The sequence below is a fragment of the Streptomyces sp. NPDC025784 genome (assembly GCF_055558435.1).
The window spans coordinates 55,569-72,751 of sequence record NZ_JBVHMN010000031.1 but is presented as its reverse complement, the minus strand read 5'-3'; the positions used below and the strand labels follow the sequence as shown (position 1 = coordinate 72,751).

Annotated in this window: 20 protein-coding genes and 1 pseudogene; 12 read left to right on the top strand and 9 right to left on the bottom strand. The window is 71.3% G+C overall.

Going from position 1 to position 17,183, the window contains the following annotated elements; translation table 11 throughout:
- On the bottom strand, window positions 1–653 hold a 653-nt coding region (locus ACZ4IF_RS42660; RefSeq protein WP_467574066.1), incomplete at its 3' end, for a maltotransferase domain-containing protein.
- An 81-nt stretch (window positions 654–734) separates the two neighbouring features.
- A pseudogene (locus ACZ4IF_RS42655) lies at window positions 735–926 on the bottom strand (DUF5133 domain-containing protein); the annotation flags it as partial.
- A 305-nt stretch (window positions 927–1,231) separates the two neighbouring features.
- Here ACZ4IF_RS42655 and ACZ4IF_RS42650 point away from each other — a divergent pair.
- Both ACZ4IF_RS42650 and ACZ4IF_RS42645 read left to right on the top strand, forming a co-directional pair.
- A complete protein-coding gene (locus tag ACZ4IF_RS42650; protein ID WP_467574062.1) occupies window positions 1,232–1,747 on the top strand; it encodes a pep a2 in 516 nt (171 codons plus the stop codon).
- A 232-nt stretch (window positions 1,748–1,979) separates the two neighbouring features.
- Complete coding sequence (locus tag ACZ4IF_RS42645) at window positions 1,980–3,374, top strand: FAD-binding oxidoreductase (RefSeq protein WP_467574059.1); 1,395 nt, start codon at window positions 1,980–1,982, stop codon at window positions 3,372–3,374.
- Here the strand turns inward: ACZ4IF_RS42645 and ACZ4IF_RS42640 are convergent, their stop codons facing one another.
- From ACZ4IF_RS42640 to ACZ4IF_RS42625, 4 genes are all read right to left on the bottom strand, one after another.
- Window positions 3,375–4,184 (bottom strand): SAM-dependent methyltransferase, encoded by an 810-nt coding sequence (locus ACZ4IF_RS42640; RefSeq protein ID WP_467574056.1) that lies wholly within the window; start codon window positions 4,182–4,184, stop codon window positions 3,375–3,377.
- 35 nt (window positions 4,185–4,219) lie between these two features.
- Window positions 4,220–4,720, bottom strand: coding sequence for a hypothetical protein (locus tag ACZ4IF_RS42635; protein ID WP_467574054.1), 501 nt, complete (start codon window positions 4,718–4,720; stop codon window positions 4,220–4,222).
- 197 nt (window positions 4,721–4,917) lie between these two features.
- The gene (locus tag ACZ4IF_RS42630; protein WP_359501852.1) at window positions 4,918–5,154 is read right to left on the bottom strand and encodes a DUF397 domain-containing protein; all 237 of its coding nucleotides are present in this window, start codon (window positions 5,152–5,154) and stop codon (window positions 4,918–4,920) included.
- Window positions 5,155–5,157: 3 nt separating this feature from the next.
- Window positions 5,158–6,024: a helix-turn-helix domain-containing protein gene (locus ACZ4IF_RS42625; protein ID WP_467574051.1), complete on the bottom strand. Its 867-nt coding sequence runs from the start codon at window positions 6,022–6,024 to the stop codon at window positions 5,158–5,160.
- A gap of 254 nt (window positions 6,025–6,278) precedes the next feature.
- On the opposite strand from ACZ4IF_RS42625, the gene ACZ4IF_RS42620 reads away from it, so the two are divergent.
- Window positions 6,279–7,691 carry a hypothetical protein gene (locus ACZ4IF_RS42620; RefSeq protein WP_467574049.1) on the top strand — a complete coding sequence of 471 codons (1,413 nt, stop codon included), beginning with the start codon at window positions 6,279–6,281 and terminating at the stop codon, window positions 7,689–7,691.
- Between the two features lie 55 nt (window positions 7,692–7,746).
- On the opposite strand, the gene ACZ4IF_RS42615 is transcribed toward ACZ4IF_RS42620, so the two are convergent.
- Window positions 7,747–8,568, bottom strand: a complete 822-nt coding sequence (locus ACZ4IF_RS42615) for an SDR family NAD(P)-dependent oxidoreductase (RefSeq protein WP_467574047.1) — start codon at window positions 8,566–8,568, stop codon at window positions 7,747–7,749.
- A 146-nt stretch (window positions 8,569–8,714) separates the two neighbouring features.
- Between ACZ4IF_RS42615 and ACZ4IF_RS42610 the strand changes: the two genes are divergently transcribed.
- The 3 genes from ACZ4IF_RS42610 to ACZ4IF_RS42600 all read left to right on the top strand — a co-directional run bounded on the left by ACZ4IF_RS42610 (window position 8,715) and on the right by ACZ4IF_RS42600 (window position 10,929).
- Window positions 8,715–9,356, top strand: coding sequence for an ATP-binding protein (locus ACZ4IF_RS42610; protein WP_467574043.1), 642 nt, complete (start codon window positions 8,715–8,717; stop codon window positions 9,354–9,356).
- 317 nt (window positions 9,357–9,673) lie between these two features.
- Window positions 9,674–10,222, top strand: coding sequence for a DUF6624 domain-containing protein (locus ACZ4IF_RS42605; protein ID WP_467574040.1), 549 nt, complete (start codon window positions 9,674–9,676; stop codon window positions 10,220–10,222).
- A gap of 188 nt (window positions 10,223–10,410) precedes the next feature.
- The gene (locus ACZ4IF_RS42600) at window positions 10,411–10,929 is read left to right on the top strand and encodes a hypothetical protein (protein WP_467574037.1); all 519 of its coding nucleotides are present in this window, start codon (window positions 10,411–10,413) and stop codon (window positions 10,927–10,929) included.
- Window positions 10,930–10,948: 19 nt separating this feature from the next.
- Here ACZ4IF_RS42600 and ACZ4IF_RS42595 read toward each other — a convergent pair whose 3' ends face one another.
- Complete coding sequence (locus ACZ4IF_RS42595; RefSeq protein WP_467574034.1) at window positions 10,949–11,491, bottom strand: hypothetical protein; 543 nt, start codon at window positions 11,489–11,491, stop codon at window positions 10,949–10,951.
- Window positions 11,492–11,996: 505 nt separating this feature from the next.
- On the opposite strand from ACZ4IF_RS42595, the gene ACZ4IF_RS42590 reads away from it, so the two are divergent.
- Window positions 11,997–12,566 (top strand): YbhB/YbcL family Raf kinase inhibitor-like protein, encoded by a 570-nt coding sequence (locus ACZ4IF_RS42590; RefSeq protein ID WP_467574031.1) that lies wholly within the window; start codon window positions 11,997–11,999, stop codon window positions 12,564–12,566.
- A gap of 264 nt (window positions 12,567–12,830) precedes the next feature.
- Entirely contained in the window at window positions 12,831–13,481 is a 651-nt protein-coding gene (locus ACZ4IF_RS42585) for a DUF4360 domain-containing protein (protein ID WP_359501837.1), read from the top strand.
- A 111-nt stretch (window positions 13,482–13,592) separates the two neighbouring features.
- Here ACZ4IF_RS42585 and ACZ4IF_RS42580 read toward each other — a convergent pair whose 3' ends face one another.
- On the bottom strand, window positions 13,593–13,799 hold the full coding sequence (locus ACZ4IF_RS42580) for a hypothetical protein (RefSeq protein WP_028801462.1): 207 nt from the start codon (window positions 13,797–13,799) through the stop codon (window positions 13,593–13,595).
- Between the two features lie 211 nt (window positions 13,800–14,010).
- Here ACZ4IF_RS42580 and ACZ4IF_RS42575 point away from each other — a divergent pair, with 211 nt between their 5' ends.
- The 4 genes from ACZ4IF_RS42575 (at window position 14,011) to ACZ4IF_RS42560 (ending at window position 17,166) form a co-directional block, all read left to right on the top strand.
- Window positions 14,011–14,247: a chaplin gene (locus tag ACZ4IF_RS42575; RefSeq protein ID WP_467574028.1), complete on the top strand. Its 237-nt coding sequence runs from the start codon at window positions 14,011–14,013 to the stop codon at window positions 14,245–14,247.
- 440 nt (window positions 14,248–14,687) lie between these two features.
- A complete protein-coding gene (locus tag ACZ4IF_RS42570) occupies window positions 14,688–15,569 on the top strand; it encodes a hypothetical protein (RefSeq protein ID WP_467574026.1) in 882 nt (293 codons plus the stop codon).
- Window positions 15,570–15,699: 130 nt separating this feature from the next.
- Window positions 15,700–15,951, top strand: coding sequence for a hypothetical protein (locus ACZ4IF_RS42565; RefSeq protein WP_095932141.1), 252 nt, complete (start codon window positions 15,700–15,702; stop codon window positions 15,949–15,951).
- A 15-nt stretch (window positions 15,952–15,966) separates the two neighbouring features.
- Entirely contained in the window at window positions 15,967–17,166 is a 1,200-nt protein-coding gene (locus tag ACZ4IF_RS42560; protein ID WP_467574022.1) for an SPFH domain-containing protein, read from the top strand.
- The last annotated feature ends 17 nt before the right edge of the window (window positions 17,167–17,183 follow it).

Genomic DNA, 17,183 nt, shown 5'->3' with positions numbered 1-17,183 from the left:
TCGCCCTCGGACCGGCCGCTCTCCGACCGCGGGAAGAACTCGTACCAGGACCCGTACAGGGCGCGCTCACGCTCCACCAGCAGCGGCAACGGCTCCGAACGGGTGAGCCGTTCCCGCAGCGGGTGCTGTGCGAGGGCCGCGTCGGCCCGTGCGGTCAGCGCGCCGGCGAGCCGTTCCCCGGGTGAACGGGACTCGTCGCGCAGGGCGTTCGCGGCGGCGGCCACCGCGTCCCGGTCGGCTCCGTCCGGCATCGCGGCGGCGGCCCGCTCGTACAGTTCGGCGCCCTCCTCCAGGACCAGCCCCGTGTCCATCCCGGCCGGGATCTTGATCTCGGCGGCGCGCCGCCACGCGGTCACCGGATCGCTCCAGGCCTCCACCCGGTAGGACCAGTGACCTGCCTCCGACGGAGTGACCTCGGCGCCCCAGCGGTCGCTGCCGGGGGTCAGTTCCCGCATCGGGGTCCAGGGGCCGGGGGACCCGGCGGGATCGCACAGCACGACGTTGGCGCCGACGCAGTCGTGGCCCTCGCCGAAGAGGGTCGCCGTGATCCGGAAGGTCTCACCGGCGACCGCCTTCGCGGGGCGTCTGCCGCAGTCGACGACCGGCCGTACATCCACCAGGGGGATACGGCCGGTGTGCGTGTTCGCGTCCATGGGTCCTGCCTCCGACGTCTTGGGTTTCGCCTCCGCCCCATCTGGGCCCGATCGGGTGATTCACACTCCTGCGGGAACGTCCTGCAGGTAGTGCTCGGCCGCGTCCGCGGCCTCCCGTGCGCAGCGCTTCCCCATCAGGACGCACAGGGTGTAGCCGGTGTTCTCGAAATTGCCCCGCACCACATGGTCGGCGGGGGCGGCGAGCAGCAGGCGTTCCCAGGCCCGGTATCTCTCCAGATGCCTGGCGACCTCGGGTTTGGCAGGCAGCAGCATCACGCCGGTCACCTTCCCACTCATCGGACCGTGCACGGCTTGCCTGGCTGGCGGGTGAAGGCCGTACACGCAGGGGCACCGGCCCCACGTGGAGACCGACGCCCTCACTCATGGTGCCTGTATGGACACCCAGCGTCTTGTTGGCCCTTCAACAACATTTGGGCGCCCGCTCGAGTTGCGCGAATGGAGTAGTGCTCTCACTCTGAGACTGACTCAGAAGCGATCACCGCTCACGCTTCGTGTTCGGGGCTCGGCCCATCCGGGCGAGAAGAAGCGGGAGCTTCGCCGGTGAGGAGCCAACGACGATGAAACCTGCAGTGCCCTGCTACTACCACCTCGACGTAGAGGTCAGCCCGGAACGAGTGGGACAGGTCAAACGCATCCTGGCCGCGCACATCCGGTACTGGAACCTGGAGATCCTCGTCGAGTCCGTCTGTCACTGCGCCGAGGCGCTGCTCCGGACGATCGAGGAGCACGCCGCGGACAAGAACACGACCATCGAGATGTGGTGGAACGGTCAGCACCTCATCACCGCAGTCTCGGACAACAGTCAGGACATCGGCCCGCACAAGGCACCGCAGGGCTGCCTTGCCCAGATCGCCGCGCTGAGCGACGGCTGGGGCTGCTGCGCCACAGGCGCCGGCGGGAAGATCATCTGGTTCTCGTGGCGGGCGCGGGCCGCCGAGCGTGCCCCGCTGGTCCCCCCGGCCCCCGCCCCGAGCCTGCGGGAGGCCCGACGGACGCCCCGCCAGGTCCCGCTCCCGGAGCCCGCGCTGTCGGTCTCGCGGGACAAGGTCGAGGCGGTCGCCGTTCTGGGGTGATCCCCTGACGGCGCCGGACCGCCCGGCCACCCGAACGCCGAACGCGTCGATCCAGCACGGATCGACGCGTTCGGCGTTCCCCGCGACGGGCGGGCCGTTCGGGCTCGGTGGGCGGGGTCGGCTCGCTGCGGCCGGAGACCAGAACAGGCACGAGGCGCGCATTGGGGGGAAACTGGAGCCGGGGCCCGGACCTGGCGCCCCGGAACCGGTCCCCAGACGCGGGGGGATGCACATGTCCACTACACCGGCACAGGCGGCACGGCAGGAACTTCCCGCCTTCCAGGGGCAGTTGATCGGTCCCGACGATCCCGGGTACGACGAGGCGCGCGCCGTCTACAATGCGATGATCGACCGCAGGCCGGCCCTGGTGGCGAGTTGCACCACTCCCGAGGACGTCGCCCTGGTCATCGGCTTCGCCCGGGACCATGACCTTCGCCTGGCAGTGCGCGGCGGCGGCCATCACGGCGCGGGAATGGGAACGTGCGACGACGGGGTGGTCCTCGACCTCACACCGATGAACGGCATCGAGGTCGATCCGCAGGCCCGTACCGCGCGCGTCGGCGGCGGCTGCCGTCTCGGCGAGGTCGACCGTGCCACCCACGAGCACGGGCTCGCCGTGCCCAGCGGCATCATCTCCACGACGGGCGTCGGCGGCATCACGCTCGGCGGCGGACTAGGACACCTCACCCGCAAGTGCGGGCTGTCCATCGACAACCTCCTCGCCGCCGATGTCGTCCTGGCGAGCGGGGAGAAGGTGCGCGCGAGCGCCGACGAGAACCCCGACCTGTACTGGGCGCTCCGCGGGGGCGGCGGGAACTTCGGAGTCGTCACCTCGTTCCTGTTCGGGCTGCACGACGTGAACACGGTCGTTGCCGGCCCCACCTTCTGGCCCGTCGACATGGGCGCCGAAGTCCTCACCGCCTACCGGGACTTCATCCCGCACGCGCCCCGCGAACTCGGCGGCTTCTTCCTGTTCGCCTCGGTGCCGCCCGCGCCGCCGTTCCCGGAGGAACTCCACCTGCGCAAGGTGTGCGGCGTCATGTGGTGCCGCATCGGCGACGACACGGACGCGGCGGCCCGGGACATGGCGCCGCTCCTCGACGCCCTGCCCGAACCGCTGCTGCACGGCCCGGCGCCGATGCCGCACCCCGCGCTCCAGTCCGCGTTCGACGGGGTCTACCCGCCCGGCGACCAGTGGTACTGGCGAGCGGGCTTCATCGACGCGCTCCCCGCCGAGGCGATCGACCTGCACGCCAAGTTCGGCGCCGAGATGCCGACCTGGAAGTCGACGATGCACATGTACCCCATCGACGGGGCCGTGCACGACCATGCGCCGACGGACACCGCGTGGAGCTACCGCAGCTCCGGCTGGTCGGCCGTCTACGCGGGCGTGGACCCCGACCCGGCCAACGCCGACCTCGTCAAACAGTGGAGCGTCGACTACTCCGACGCCCTGCAGCCGTACTCCGCGGGCGGCGGCTACGTGAACATGATGATGGACGAGGGCCAGGAGCGGGTGCGGGCCAGCTATCGCGACAACTATGCCCGGCTGGCCCAGGTCAAGGCCGCGTACGACCCGGGCAACCTGTTCCGGCTGAACCAGAACATCCAGCCGCCGCAGGCCTGATCACGGCTTGCGGGCCACGCCTCCGTGGACGTCCGTGGGCTCGGGCGTCGTACCGGGCTCCGGGCGCCACAGCGGGCACGACACGATGCCGGGCTCGATCAGTTCGAGGCCCTCGTAGTAGGCCGTGATCTGGTCGGGGCTGCGCAGCACGTACGGAATCGCGCCGGTGTCGTCGTACCCCTGCTGGGCCTCCTTGAGCGCCGCGTCGGTGTCCGTGCTGTCGTAGTGCACGAAGTAGCTGCCGGAGGGCAGGGCGGCCTGGAGCCGGCGGACGATCGACTTGGCCTCCTCGTAGTCCTGGATGTGGCCCAGGATGCCCATGAGCATGAGGGCGACGGGCCGGTCGAAGTCCAGGATGCGGCTCGCCGTCTCGATGATCTTCTCGGGCTCGTGCAGGTCCGCGTCGATGTAGTCGGTGACGCCCTCGGGCGTGCTGGTGAGCAGCGCCTGCGCGTGACGGAGCACCAGCGGGTCGTTGTCGACGTAGACGATGCGGGACTCCGGTGCCACGCGCTGTGCGACCTGGTGGGTGTTGTCGTACGTGGGAAGGCCGGTGCCGATGTCGAGGAACTGGCGGATGCCGAGCTCCTCGGCCACGAAGGTGACCGTGCGGATCAGATAGCCGCGTGAGGCGCGGGCCATCGTCTCGATGTTGGGGGCGACCTCACGGTAGGCGTCGCCCGCCACCCGGTCGACTTCGTAGTTGTCCTTGCCGCCCATCCAGTAGTTCCAGATGCGGGCGGAGTGCGGCACCGTGGTGTCGATCTTGGACAGCGCCTCTTGGTCGGGGGTGGACTGGCCGTCTGCCATGGGGAGTCTCCTGCCGTGCGTCACGCGGTCGGTCATCAATTTATCGTCAACGTCTTTGTAGAACAGTCGAGTTGGGAGATAGAGGGAGGTGCGGGGGCGCGGACCTGGCGGCCCGGGTCCATGGTGTCGAGGGTGATCACGGGGACGTGCTGGGAAAGGGTGCGCAGGGCCCGCTCGTACGCGTCGACCGCCTCGGTGTCGTCGGCCTCGCCGGTGACGTGCAGGAGGACGCCGTCGCGTTCGGCCACCGCCTCCGCGAAGTCGAGCGCCTGGATCCATGTGACCCGCGAGCGCCCTCGGCGCAGCGGCCCGTAGACCAGTTCATGGACGAGGCTGCCGTCGATGGCCAACCGGCCCGGGGCGGCCAGGAGTTCACGGTAAGGCTGGGTGGGGTCCACGTGGTGGAGATGTCCGCGGGAGCGGCGGATCAGGAAGCCTTCCCGGGCCAGGTCCGCGATCAGACCGCTCCTGCCGATGCCGTCGGGGCCCTCGACGACCAGTGTCCGGCACCGCGCGAGGGCCTGGTGGAGGATCATCCCCGCACCCACTCCCCTCCTGCACCCTCCTGGACGAACGACGCCACCAGTGTGAAGGCGGCAACCCGCACGCCGGGAGTGTGCGTGCGGGTTGTCCGGTTGTGCGGGCGTAGTGGTGCGGGGCCGGTGCGGAACGCGGAACTCCGTCAGGGTCGCGCGCCCGGCGGGCCTGTTGCGGCCCCGTGCGGTGCTGCGGTTCAGGCGACGAGGAAGTCGGCCTGGCCGGACTTGGCGCCCTGGAGGAACGCGATCATCTCGTCGCGGGAGTAGACCAGCGCGGGCCCCTCGGGATCCTTGGACTGACGCAGGGCGACACTGCCGTCCGGCAGCCGCTTGGCCTCGACACAGCTTCCGCCGTTCGTGCCGCTCCAGGGCTTGACCCAGCCCTCGGTTCCCAGTTCGGCGGCGGACATGCCGCTGTGGACGGATCCCATGGATCACAACTCCTTACGCAGTTCACCCAGGATGGCCCTGGTCCGAGCGACCGGTTCCGCCTGCACGGACATCCGGTCCAGTACCTCTAGATAGCTGACGACGTCGTCCGGCCGGTCGACGTAGACCGCGCCGGCCAGGCTCTCCGTGTAGACGACGTCGGGGAGTTCGGAGAAGCCGAAGCGGAAGTGGTGGAAGGGCCCGAACGCACCCGGGTGCGCACCCACGCCGAAGCGCATGATCTGGATCCGGACCTTCGGCATGTCCAGAGCCTCGTGCAACCGGTCGATCTGGGCGCGCATCACCTCGGCTCCGCCCACCGGCCGGCGCAGTACCGTCTCGTCCAGAATGGCCCAGACGGCGGGCGCGTCCGGCTTGGCGAGCAGGTCCTGACGTTTGACCCGCAGGGCGACGCGGCGGGCGATCTCCTCCTCCGACTCGTTGGGAAAGCCGACGCGCATGAGCGCGGTGGCGTACTCGTGCGTCTGCAACAGGCCGGGCACGTAGTGGGGTTCGTAGAGGCGGATGACGCTCGCCTCGCTCTCCAGGCTCACATAGGCGCTGAACCACTCGGGCAGCACGTCGCGGTACTTGTACCACCAGCCGGGCTGGTTGGCCTCCCTGGCCAGGGCGAGGAAGTCGTCGATCTCCGCGGCCGGCACGCCGTACGTGTGCAGCAACTCCCGCACGTACGGGATGCGGAGTCCGACCTCGGCCTTCTCGATCCGCCGCACCGTCAGGGGAGTGACCTCGATCGCGCGTGCCGCGTCCTCGAACGAGACGCCCGCCTGTTCCCTCAGGTGACGCAGTCGTTTTCCGAGGACCATCCGCAGGACGGTCGGCGCGCTGCCGCCAGGGCGGTTCTCGCTCACGTCCTACCTCCCGGGACGGCTGCCACAGCGTGCAGTGTGCCATGTGCTTCCTGACAGAGACAGAGCGATGCGAATCGTTCTGAAATTATCAGAACGCAGCTTGCACGTTGAGTCTGTCGGCGACCATAGTGATCGAGTGACCTGCCGCACATTCGGCTTCGGTCACAGACAACTGCGCCCGCCGGTACGGGACATGACGTCCCGCCAGATGAACCTACCGGCGCAGACGCACGCGGACGTGAGGCGAGACGGGGATGGCCACCGTGACCGACGGACAAGCAAGGAACGCCGGCAATGCCCCTACCGGGGGCAACAAGGTGCTGGCGGCCACCCTCAAGGAGGCCGGCTGTTCCTACGCCTCGCTCGCCCTGCGGGTCAACGAGCTCAACCGCCGTCAGGGCACGGACTCCCACTACGACAAGGCATCGGTCACCCGCTGGCTCCAGGGTCAGCAACCGCGCGGAACCACACCGGAGTTGATCGCAGCCGTGCTGTCCGAGCGGCTCGGCCGGGCCGTGTCCCCCGCGGACCTGGGCTTCCATTCCGATCAGCAGCGCCCCGTCGCGAGCAGGGCGCTCGTCTATGGCGAAGACGTGGCAGAAACCCTTCACACCCTGGCGGAACTGGGGTCCACCGACATCTCCCGCCGCAGCCTCCTCGGCTCGGTCCCCTTCGTGGCCGCCGCACTGACCCATCCACAACGCGAATGGCTGCTGTGGCTGTTGGAGCAGCAGGAGTCCGGGCGTCCGACGCCGGCGGCGAGCGACGGACCGGTCGAGCAGGTGCACGCGATGATCGCCATGTTCGACCAGATGGACAACCACTACGGCGGCGGTGGAGTGCGCACCAGCATCGTGCACTACCTCTCCACCGAGGTCGTCCCCATGCTCCAGCGCCGCGGCACGCCGTCCCACCTGCGCCGACAGCTGTACGCCGCCGCCGCGCGCCTCGCCGCGATGGCCGGCTGGAGCTCGTACGACGCGGGGGAGTACGGCTTGGCGCAGCGCTATATGACGCAAGCCCTGAGACTGTGCGCGGAGGGCCGCGACCGGGTGCTCGGCGGTCAGATCCTGGCCGGCCTCTCCCACCTGGCCACCAATCTCGGGCGGCCGGACGAAGGGGTGGCCCTCGCCCGCGCGGGGATCGTCACCGCGCAGGGGTCGGGCAGTCCGCTGGGGTTGATGCGCCTGCACGCCATGGCTGCCCGCGGTCACGCCGCGCAGGGCCGCCACGGCGAGGCCTCCGAGGCGCTGCGCCTGGCCGACCGGCAACTGGAGGCGAGCAAGGGGCCCGCGCAGGAGTCGGTGTGGGTCCGCTATCTCGATCACCACTATCTCCAGGCCGAGTCCGCCCTGTGCTTCCGCGACCTGGGTCTGGCCGCGCAGGCGGAGCGCACGGCGAGCGAGTCGCTCAGCGCCAACCCCGACCGGCGCCGGCGCCAGGCCATCAGCCGCTCGGTCCTGGCGACCGCCCATCTCCAGCAGGACCGCCTGGACGAGGCGGTCGGCACCGCGACCGAGGCGCTCGACACCCTCAGCACCGTGCACAGCGAGCGGTCGATCCAGGCCCTGCGGGACTTCCGCAGGCGGTTGGAGCCACGCCGTCACGAGCCCGTGGTGCAGGAGTTCGAGCGCAGGTCGCGTGTCGTGCTGGGGGTGGCGGCGTGACCCGGGACCGGTGCGCCGCCGGTCCTCCCGGTGCGCCGGTCGCGGATCCGGTGCCTCAATAGCCGTCCGGGGACGGGGCGTTCTGAGCCCGGTCCACCGGCAGGTGGGCACCGGAGATCCCGCTCGACCAGTCGGACAGCAGGAAAGCCACCACCCTGGCCACCTCCTGCGGCGCCACCGGCCCGCCGCCCGGCAGCTCCGCCGCGACGAAGTGGGCGAACGCCTCGGGGTCCTCCCGGCGCATCCGGTCCCAGCGCCGGCCCGGGATGAGCATGGAGCCGGGGGAGACGGCGTTCACCCTGATGTTGTCCGGGCCGAGCTCCCGGGCGAGCGAGGCGGCCAGATGGATCTGCGCGGACTTCGCGACCCCGTACTGGGCCGGCGGACCGGGCTTCCAGCCGGAGATCGACGAGATCACCACGACCGAGCCGCCGCCGGCCGCCCGCAGGTGCGGGACGGCCGCCCGTACCAGCCGGGCCGCGTGGCCGACGTTGACCGCCCAGGTGGCCGCCCAGTCGTCGGGGGCCGCCTGTTCGATGCCGCCGCCGCGGGATCCGCCCGCGCAGGCCACCACTCCGTCCAGGCCGCCGAAACGTTTCGCCGTAGCCGCGACAAAGTCTTCCAGTGAGCCGGGCGCGGTGACGTCGAGCGGCCGGGTGAACGTCTCCGCGTCCAGTGACGCCGTCAGTTCCTCCAGGTCGCGGGCCGTGCGGGCGCAGGTCGCCACCCGCGCGCCCTCGGCGGACAGCAGCCGCACGATCTGCTCGCCGAGCCCCCGGGTGCCGCCGGTGACCAGTACGCGCTTTCCGCGCACGCCGGACCAGCCGGTGCCGCCTTCCGCGTACACCGTCGCCCGCCCCCCGTCCGCGTTCCTCACGTGATCGAACATACATCCCATGCCACTACGTGCCTGCAACCGGACAACCCGAATACCCCCTGGTCGCCCGGCTACTCCGGCGTGTTGGCTGCTGGGGCAGCCATCCAGACCGACCCCCCACCCGTGCTGCCTCCGAAGGAGGATCGATGACGGCATCCAGGGCGCATCGCCGCGGGCCGTCGCCCTCACCGGCGGATGACGTCCACGCGCGGCTGCCCGACGGCCGCGCCTCGGCGGGCGACGACCACGGGGCGGACGACCGGACGCCCACGGCGCGGCCCCGGCCCGCCGAGGCGGCGGCCGGCATCCCCCGCACCGCGGTGCCCGCCGTGCCGCTCCTGGCGCCGGCGTCCGGGGCGACTCCCGCGGGGCCCGTGGACCAGGCCCACCTCCTGCGCACCACCGTCCCCGCCCACCCCTCCCGCTCGCCACGCCTGCGGGCGATGGTCACCGACCACCTCAGGCACCTCCGGCTCGCGCCCGAGCACTTGGACAACGCTGTCCTCGCGACGGACGAACTGTTCGGCAACGCGCTCAAGCACGGCAGCCCCGACCGCGGCGACACGGTGACCGTCACCGTCGAGTACACCCGGTCAGAGCTGCGCATCACCGTCGCCGACCGCTCGCCCGCCCTGCCGCGGCCGCGCACCGCGGACGGGGCCGAGGAGTCGGGACGCGGGCTGGCCATCGTGGCCGCCGTGACCGACGACTGGGGCGTGGCCCCGCCCGACCCGGGCCTCACCGGCAAGAAGGTGTGGTTCACGCTGGCGCTCCAGGGACTGCCGTGAACCGGTCGCCGACGCGCCCGGCGACCGGCTCGGAGGGGCTGTCCGCCCCTCCGGCGGTCGATGGGGAGGTGCGGCCCGCGCCGCCCACGGCAGGCGCGGGACCGCCCGCGTTCCCGGAGGTCGGCCGACCCGTGCGGCCCCCCTCGCCGGCCGACGGCTCACCGCTCGCGCCCGCGGCGGTCCGCGAGCCCCCGCGGCCCTTGCCCGTGCCTGAGACCGCGTCTTCGGCGATCGGCGGGCAGGCGCCCGGGTCCCCGGAGGCAGTCGGCCGGGAGGCGGCCCCGGGGCCCGGCCGGCAGACGCGGTCCGATCCCCCGGTGGGCGCCGCAGCGGCATCGCCCGGGCTCACCACCGGCCGGCCGATGGTTCCGGGACTCGCGGCGGCGCTGGCCGCGGAACTGCTGCGCCGGGTGGACGAGGAACGACGCCTGATGCGGCAGGCACGGACGGCATCCGACCCTCGGTGGCACCCCGCCCTCGCCCGGTGCCGTGAGGACGGTGCAGAGGCCCTCGCCACCGTCGTCCACCGGTACGGCTGGCCCTCCGCCGACCTGGTCGGCCTCCCCGCTTCCACGGCGGCGCTGATGATCCTGCTGCACGCCCCCTGCCTGGACTTCCAGCTGAAGTGCCGCGACCTGATCGCCGACGCCGCGGCCGACGGGCGTTGCCCGGCCCTCCACCACGCGTACATCGCCGACCACTGCGCCGTGGAACTGGGCCGCCCCCAGTACTACGGAACCCGCGTCGACCCCGCGACGCTGCGCCCGTACCCCGTGCGTCGGGGGCAGACCCTCGACGAGCGCCGGCGCGACGTCGGCCTCGGCCCCCTCGACGAGCAGCTTCGCCGGCTGCGGGCCGGTGGATGAGAGGCCTCGGGACGTGATGTGCAGCACGCGGGAAAAACTCTCCGCGGCGGCCGGGGAAAGGTTCTGGCTGCGCACGGCTTGATCGCCGATCAAGAAAGGCGAAATCCCTGGCCATGGCATGTTCGGCGCATTTGACACCTCATTGAGGCCACAGATAGGAAAAGCTCTCTGAAGTGGAGAGGTGGACCGTGCGCGAGCCGAACGTGGTCGGGGACTGGCAGGAGTACGACGAGCATGCCGGTCTGCGTGTCCGCGTCCATGGAGTGGAAAAGGCGGAGCCGCCGCGAGGACGCGACGACGCCGCCGACGGACTCGCCTACTTCGCTTTTCGAGTGACGGTCGAAAATCGCACGACCGAGCATTTCGGGATCCACCTCGAAGACGGCCAGATCGACATCCGCATCGGCGCCGACGGCGAGAGCGCCTTCCTGGACTGGCGGAACTCTCAGTTCATCGAGGGCTTCGACGTCTACCCGCTGCGCCGGGCCACCGCCGTCCTCTTCGCCGCGGGAGCGGAGGCGTCCCTGCACCGCGTGGACATCCAGGTCCAGCTGAAGGTCGACGACGAGTGGACCGAGCGGTACCTGTGGGCGGGCGGCATCGACCCGTACGAGACCACTGTCGAGGCGGGCGCCCGTCCCGACACGGCCCGCGACAGCCTGGCCTGCCAGGTGAGCAACTTTCTCCGCAGAGAGGCCGAGTCCTGAGCCGCGACGGCGACAGGGCCTAACGCTCCCCGGCCGGATTCCCCTCCACCCACTGGATGAGGAGCTGACGCACGTACGGGTTGCCGTCCTGCGCGGCGTGCGCCAGCCGCTCCGCGCTCGCACGCGCGGCGCGCCACTCCGCGGGGGTGTCCTCGTCGTGGGCGTGGTCGGCGGCGGCCAGCGCGTCGGCCGCCAGCCGGCGCAGATCCTCGGACAGATCGTCGTCGGCGGCGGCGCGGTACGCCTCGAGACGCAGCCCGGCCATGTCACGGGAGGAGCTGTCGGTGGCCGCCGGGGGCTGGGCGTAGCCGCTGACCGCGATGACCGCACAGAAGGCGGACACGTCCTGGCGGCTCTGCCGCTGCCCCTTCGCGATGGCGGGGGCCAGCCACGAGGGGGCCTTCCAGTGCAGGACCATGGTGGCCGCGGTGAGTGCGACGGCCAGCAGCAGCACGGGAATCCATCCGCCCAGGAACCACCCGACCGGGCCGAGCACCAGAAAACAGACAGCGCTGCACATCCCTATGCGACGGCGGCCGAGCCTCAGGTGTCGTGGATCCATGGGGCTCAGTGTCGCAGGCACACCGGCGCCGTGATGAGGCGGCGGGGCGATTCCCGCCCGGCCGCGCCACGGGTCCTGCGGCCGGCTCCGCGGTGGGTGTCGCCGTCTCCCGCACCGGCCGGAGGCACCTCCGAGGTCAGCGGGCGAATCAGTTCCCGTCGACGTGTGCGGACGACGTCCGACGGACCCTGTGCGCCCACCAGGTGATGCGGCGCCCCGCGCGGGTTCACTCGCCGAACTCCGCTTCTGCATACGGCTTTTGGCCAGACGTCGCGAGGTCCCCGGGTGCGGCGTGCGGCACGTGTCACGAATCCTGCGCGGGGCGTCGCGCCGCCCGTGCGTGGGGCACGTGGGCTGCGCCGGAGCCTTACCGCTGCGCCGGAGCCTTACCGCCCGCTCACCTGGCACACGGTCCGTTCCGCGCGCCCGCCGCGTCGCGGGCGGGTGGCGTCGCGCCGTCCGTGTCGCGCCGCCCGCCGGCCACCGCGGCGCTAGCGTGACGCGTATGCGGCATCAAGGCCGGCGGCGGGCCGGAATCCTCGGGGCGCTTCTCGCGCTGAGCGCGGCCGGCTGCGGCGGTGGGGCAGGAGGCGCCGCGTCGTCGTCGACCCCCGAGCTCCGGGCGTCGTCGAAGATCGGGGTGTCGAGCCCCGCGTTCGCGGACGGCGGCACGATTCCGCGCCGCTACACCTGCGACGGCGAGAACGTCTCACCGCCACTGGACTTGTCCGGGGTGCCGCGGGGCGCCGCAGGACTGGTCGTGCTGGTCGAGGACCCGGACGCCCCGGGCGGCACCTTCGTGCACTGGACCGTGTGGGACATCGATCCGCACGAGACGGCGCTGGCGGCGGGCGCCGTGCCGCACGGAGCCGTGCAGGGCCGCAACGGCTTCGGGAAGCTCGGATACGGCGGCCCCTGCCCGCCGGAGGGGAAGGCGCACCACTACGTCTTCTCCGTGTTCGCGGCCGACGTGAAACCGACTCTCCCCGAGGGGGCCGCGGCAGGCGATGTGCAACGCGCGCTGGCCGGGCACGTCACGGCTTCGGGGACGTTGGTCGGTCGCTACGGCAGGTGACCGGCGGCCGGGCGGTGAATGGCCGGAGATCGCCCTGGCCGCCCCGGTCGCCGCTTCGTACGATGCCGTCACTCCCGGTCTTCACAGCTCCTTCACAGCCCGGGGGATGCGCATGCCTGCTTGACATGCGCATGTTCAACCACACCTTGATCCAACGCACTGGTCTGCGACGGCTCCTCGCCCGCGGGGAGCCGCACCCCCCATTCCAGGGCGGCGTACCTCGCGTGCCGCCGCCGGAACACCGACGCAATGGATTGGAGCCCCATGACTGGTGGGCTGCTACTGGGTGGCGCCATCGCCGCCCTGTTCGCCTCGGCACTCCCCGCGCACGACCCGTCCTCCGGGATCGTCGACCCGCCCCCGGACAAGATCGTCATCAAGGTCGCCACGGTGAACGGCTCGGGATGTCCCCAGGGCACCGCGGCCGTCGCGGTCTCGCCGGACAACACGGCGTTCACGGTGACCTACAGCGACTACCTCGCGCAGGTCGGCGGCAATGCCGACCCCACCGCGTTCCGCAAGAACTGCCAGCTCAACCTGATCGTCCACGTGCCGCAGGGCTTCACCTACGCCATCGCCAGCGCCGACTACCGCGGCTTCGCCGCGCTCCAGCAGGGAGCGAGCAGCACCGAGAAGGCCTCGTACTACTTCCAGGGCTCTCCGAACACGGCCGCCATCACCCACCCCTTCCGGGGCCCCTACAACGACAACTGGCAGGCCACGGACGCCACCGACTGGGCCCAACTGGTGTGGGCGCCCTGTGGCGTTCAGCGGAACTTCAACATCAACACCGAACTCCGCGTCAACGCGGGGACGTCCACTCCCGGCAGCTCCAGCTTCATGACCATGGACTCGACGGACGGCGACATCAGCACCGTCTACCACCTGGCCTGGAAGGAGTGCCCGAGCTCCTGACCCCTGGCTCCCGGGGCTGAACGCGCGCGGGCCCGGCCGGCTCCGTCGTGTCGGAGCCGGCCGGGCACCGGGGGTTCGTCGACCGGCTCCGCCGCATCGGAGCCGGCCGCGTCAGGGAAGCAGCTTGTCGAGGGCCGCCGGACCTTCCTCCTTGAGCTTGCGCTCGGCCCAGGCGAGGTTGCGCGGGTTGATGTCGCGTCCCGCCGCGAGTACCAGGTCCTCAGCGGTCACGGCGCCCCCTGCACCGGTGTGCAGCAGCGAGTCGGGGGTCGCCCTGTCGTCGGACGGCGCGGACGCATCGGGTTGGCTCGTTGACATGATCTCTCCCTGTTCCACGTGACCTGTTCTCACGCTACGGGCATTCCGCAGCGCCCGCGCGACACGGTCCGCAGGTGCGTCTCGATCCCGGACGCAAGCCGGCGGGGCCGTACGGGAGGGGCACCCCGTTCGGGCGTACAGCGATATCGGTCGCGGCCCGTGCGGGTGATGGTGGAGGAACTCGCACCCCTGCGAATGATGGGAGCTTGACATGCGCATTCGTCTGATGGCCGCCGCCGGCCTGGCGACCGTGGCTCTTGTGGCCACGGCCGGGACTGCCGCCGCGGACGACCCCGACCCGGTCGGCGTCGCCGCGAACAGCCCCGGACTTCTGTCCGGCAATGTGATCCAGATCCCCGTGGACCTGGGTCTCAACCTCTGCGGCGACTCCATCGACGTGCTGGGCCTGCTGAACCCGGCGACCGACAACACCTGCACGGCCGACTGACGAAGCCGTCGCGTGTGCCGGGCAGGGGCTTCCTTGCCTGACTGAACGGTCACGTCCGCCGGGCAGGGATTTCCCTGCCCGGCGGACGCTTGTCCGCTCCCGGGCGGGGACCCCGCCGTGTCGCCGGGGTCCCCTGGTCGTCACCGGTGAGCGGTGCGTGGTGTGGTCGGTGTGTTTTCGTTGGTGCAACTGCCCTTGGTACGGGTGGCGTTGGCGTGGCCCTCGTCGGCGTGGCTCCGGCCGGTGCGAGTCCGGCGGGGCCGCCCGCGCGGGGCGTGGCGGCGGCGGCGTGTCCCGGGCCCCTTCCCGGACGGCGTGCGGCGCGTCGCCTCGTGGACGGTGAGTCGACGCGTGGTGTCCATTCATTGGTCTGTACATGACCATCGGGACCGGCCAGACTGTGCGCCGAGCAGCCCACCCCCCAACGAGGAGCAGACCTCATGCGCATGCCCGCACGGCAACGTTGTCACGCGGTCCTGGCAGGGATCGTCACGCTCGCCACCGCCGTCGTCGTGTCCGTCGCCACCACCGGGCCCGCCCAGGCCGCCGACACCTGGACCGAGACGGGTTCCGACCGCGCCGATCCGCTGACCGAGAGCCAGGGCCTCGCCTCGGTCGAGGTCCCGGCAGGCAGCCCCAACCACTACACGGGCATCGGGACCATTCCCATCGGTGTCAGCAGCCGCGGCTGGAACCACGTCGGCGACCCGGACGCCTCCTACAACGGCTACTACATCGAGCCGTACCAGAGCGACTCCGGCAGCGCCAAGATGTTCCGGGTCCAGGCGCCGGGCGGCGCCTGGTCGGAGTACGTCCACGCGCTGAGCCCGGGCGAGGCCCTCAACAACTCGTTCGTCACCATCTCGCCCGACGGCTCCTGGATGGTGTCCGGCGAGTGGGGCACGATGAACCGGCTCCTGGTGTTCCCGACGCCCGGCGTCAACCCGGGTACGTCGCCCGCGGCGAACCTCCCGCAGGCGTCCACCATCAACCTGGACCACGCCGTACGCGACGTGCAGGGCTGCGACTTCGTCACCGCGACGCGGCTGCTGTGTTCGTCCGACGATCCCGCGGGCACCCTCTTCGGGATCACCAAGCCGCTGCTCCAGATCGACCTGTCTGGCGAGCCCAACGGCACGGCGGACGTGTCCGGTCACGTCACCGCTCTGCGTCAACTCCCGCTGCGCAGCGGCTGCTCGGGCACGTTCGAGGCCGAGGGGATCGACTACGACCGGCGTACCGGCACCCTGCGGGTGATCGTCGTGTCGCCGGGCTTCTGCGTCCTGACCGACAGCAAGACCTACAAGTTCACCAGGAGTTGAGGCGCGCCGACGGCGGTGCGGCCCGCGGCCGGGGCGCCGGTGCGGACCGGAGATCGGCAGGGGCGTAGGCGCCGGGCACGGGGAGGTCTACTGTCGGTAGCTGTACCAGGGTGATGGGGGGCGGCCGACTGTGGTGGAGGACGACGCCGTGATCGGCTGCACGGGGGAACTGCTCATCGGCACACGCGGATCCGCCGGTCCCGGCGAGATCCTCGTGCGGGTCCGGGGCGGATCCGAGACCTTCCTCGCCTGGTCGCCGGAGCCCCTGCCGACAGGGGCGACCGTGCTCGTGGTCGCATCCCGCGGATGCCGTGCGGTCGACGTCATCACGTGGGCCGACCCTCTGGAGGCGTTGGGCGGTCATCCCGCCGGCGCAGGCTGAGGAGGATGGACAACGATGTTCGGATACCGCGTTCCCGCTCCCGACCAGGCGATGCTGATCTCGGGAGGGAGACGGGGACTCGGGGGAGCGCCGTTCCGGGTGGTGACGGGCCATGGCAAGTTCGTCCTGCCCGTCTTCCGCAAGACGCGCTTCCTCACGCTGTCGATGTGCGAGTCCGAGGTCACCGAGACCTGTGTCACCAAGCAGGGCATCTCCCTGCACGTCCGCGCCGTGATCGCGTTCAAGGTGGGCAACGACACCGAGAGCATCATCAACGCCGGACAGCGGTTCCTCTCCGACCAGGACCAGATGTCGGTGCTCACCGGGCGTATCTTCGCCGGTCATCTGCGCGCCATCATCGGCTCGATGACGGTGGAGGAGATCGTCACCGAACGGCAGAAGCTCGCCGCGGAGGTCCTGGACACCTCCAAGACCGAGATGGCGAAGATCGGGCTGATCGTCGACTCGTTGCAGATCCAGTCGATCGACGACGGCGACACCGGATACATCGACGCCATGTCCGCACCGCACAAGGCGGCGATCCAGCGGCAGGCCCAGATCGCCCAGGCCCAGGCCACCCAGGCGGCGGTCGAGGCCGAGCAGGTCGCGGCGCGCAACCAGGCCGAGTACGCGCGGCAGACCGCCGTGGTGAAGGCGGAGTACTCGGCCGAGGTGGACCGGGCCCAGGCCCAGGCCGCCCAGGCCGGACCGCTGGCGCAGGCCCACGCCCAGCAGGAGGTCCTCGCCGCGCAGACCGAACTGGCCCAGAAGCAGGCGGCGTTGCGGCAGCAGCAACTGGTGGCCGAGATCGTGAAGCCCGCCGAGGCCGAGGCCGAGCGGATCAGGGTGCTCGCCGTCGCCGACGCCGAGCGCATGAAGATCCAGGCCGAGGCCGCCGCCTCGCACGACCGTGTCGCGCTCGACCGGATGCTGATCGACCAGCTGCCGCAGATCGTCAAGGAGGCGGCGGGCGGGCTCGCCGGAGCCAACGTGAACGTCCTCAACGGCGCGGACGGCCTCGGCGAGATCGCGGCGGGACTGGTCGCCCAGGGTCTGACGATCCTGGACTCCGTCCGGCAGAACCTGAACGGGCAGAATCCCGACAGCCGCCCCGACACGGCGGACGTCCCGCTCGCACTCCAGGGCTACACCCGCACACCGGACGAGGACACCGAGGAGGCCGGACCGCAGAACGGCCGGACCGGCCAGGCCTGAAGCGTCCGGGCGGGCTC

Excerpts from the sequence above, each read along its gene's own strand:
- ACZ4IF_RS42650 (WP_467574062.1), top strand. The coding sequence starts at position 1,232 with ATGAAACCTGCAGTGCCCTGCTACTACCACCTCGACGTAGAGGTCAGC.
- ACZ4IF_RS42610 (WP_467574043.1), top strand. The coding sequence starts at position 8,715 with ATGACGGCATCCAGGGCGCATCGCCGCGGGCCGTCGCCCTCACCGGCG.
- ACZ4IF_RS42645 (WP_467574059.1), top strand. The coding sequence starts at position 1,980 with ATGTCCACTACACCGGCACAGGCGGCACGGCAGGAACTTCCCGCCTTC.
- ACZ4IF_RS42640 (WP_467574056.1), bottom strand. The coding sequence starts at position 4,184 with ATGGCAGACGGCCAGTCCACCCCCGACCAAGAGGCGCTGTCCAAGATC.
- ACZ4IF_RS42575 (WP_467574028.1), top strand. The coding sequence starts at position 14,011 with ATGCGCATTCGTCTGATGGCCGCCGCCGGCCTGGCGACCGTGGCTCTT.
- ACZ4IF_RS42620 (WP_467574049.1), top strand. The coding sequence starts at position 6,279 with ATGGCCACCGTGACCGACGGACAAGCAAGGAACGCCGGCAATGCCCCT.
- ACZ4IF_RS42585 (WP_359501837.1), top strand. The coding sequence starts at position 12,831 with ATGACTGGTGGGCTGCTACTGGGTGGCGCCATCGCCGCCCTGTTCGCC.
- ACZ4IF_RS42570 (WP_467574026.1), top strand. The coding sequence starts at position 14,688 with ATGCGCATGCCCGCACGGCAACGTTGTCACGCGGTCCTGGCAGGGATC.
- ACZ4IF_RS42560 (WP_467574022.1), top strand. The coding sequence starts at position 15,967 with ATGTTCGGATACCGCGTTCCCGCTCCCGACCAGGCGATGCTGATCTCG.
- ACZ4IF_RS42595 (WP_467574034.1), bottom strand. The coding sequence starts at position 11,491 with ATGGATCCACGACACCTGAGGCTCGGCCGCCGTCGCATAGGGATGTGC.
- ACZ4IF_RS42635 (WP_467574054.1), bottom strand. The coding sequence starts at position 4,720 with ATGATCCTCCACCAGGCCCTCGCGCGGTGCCGGACACTGGTCGTCGAG.
- ACZ4IF_RS42590 (WP_467574031.1), top strand. The coding sequence starts at position 11,997 with ATGCGGCATCAAGGCCGGCGGCGGGCCGGAATCCTCGGGGCGCTTCTC.
- ACZ4IF_RS42580 (WP_028801462.1), bottom strand. The coding sequence starts at position 13,799 with ATGTCAACGAGCCAACCCGATGCGTCCGCGCCGTCCGACGACAGGGCG.
- ACZ4IF_RS42630 (WP_359501852.1), bottom strand. The coding sequence starts at position 5,154 with ATGGGATCCGTCCACAGCGGCATGTCCGCCGCCGAACTGGGAACCGAG.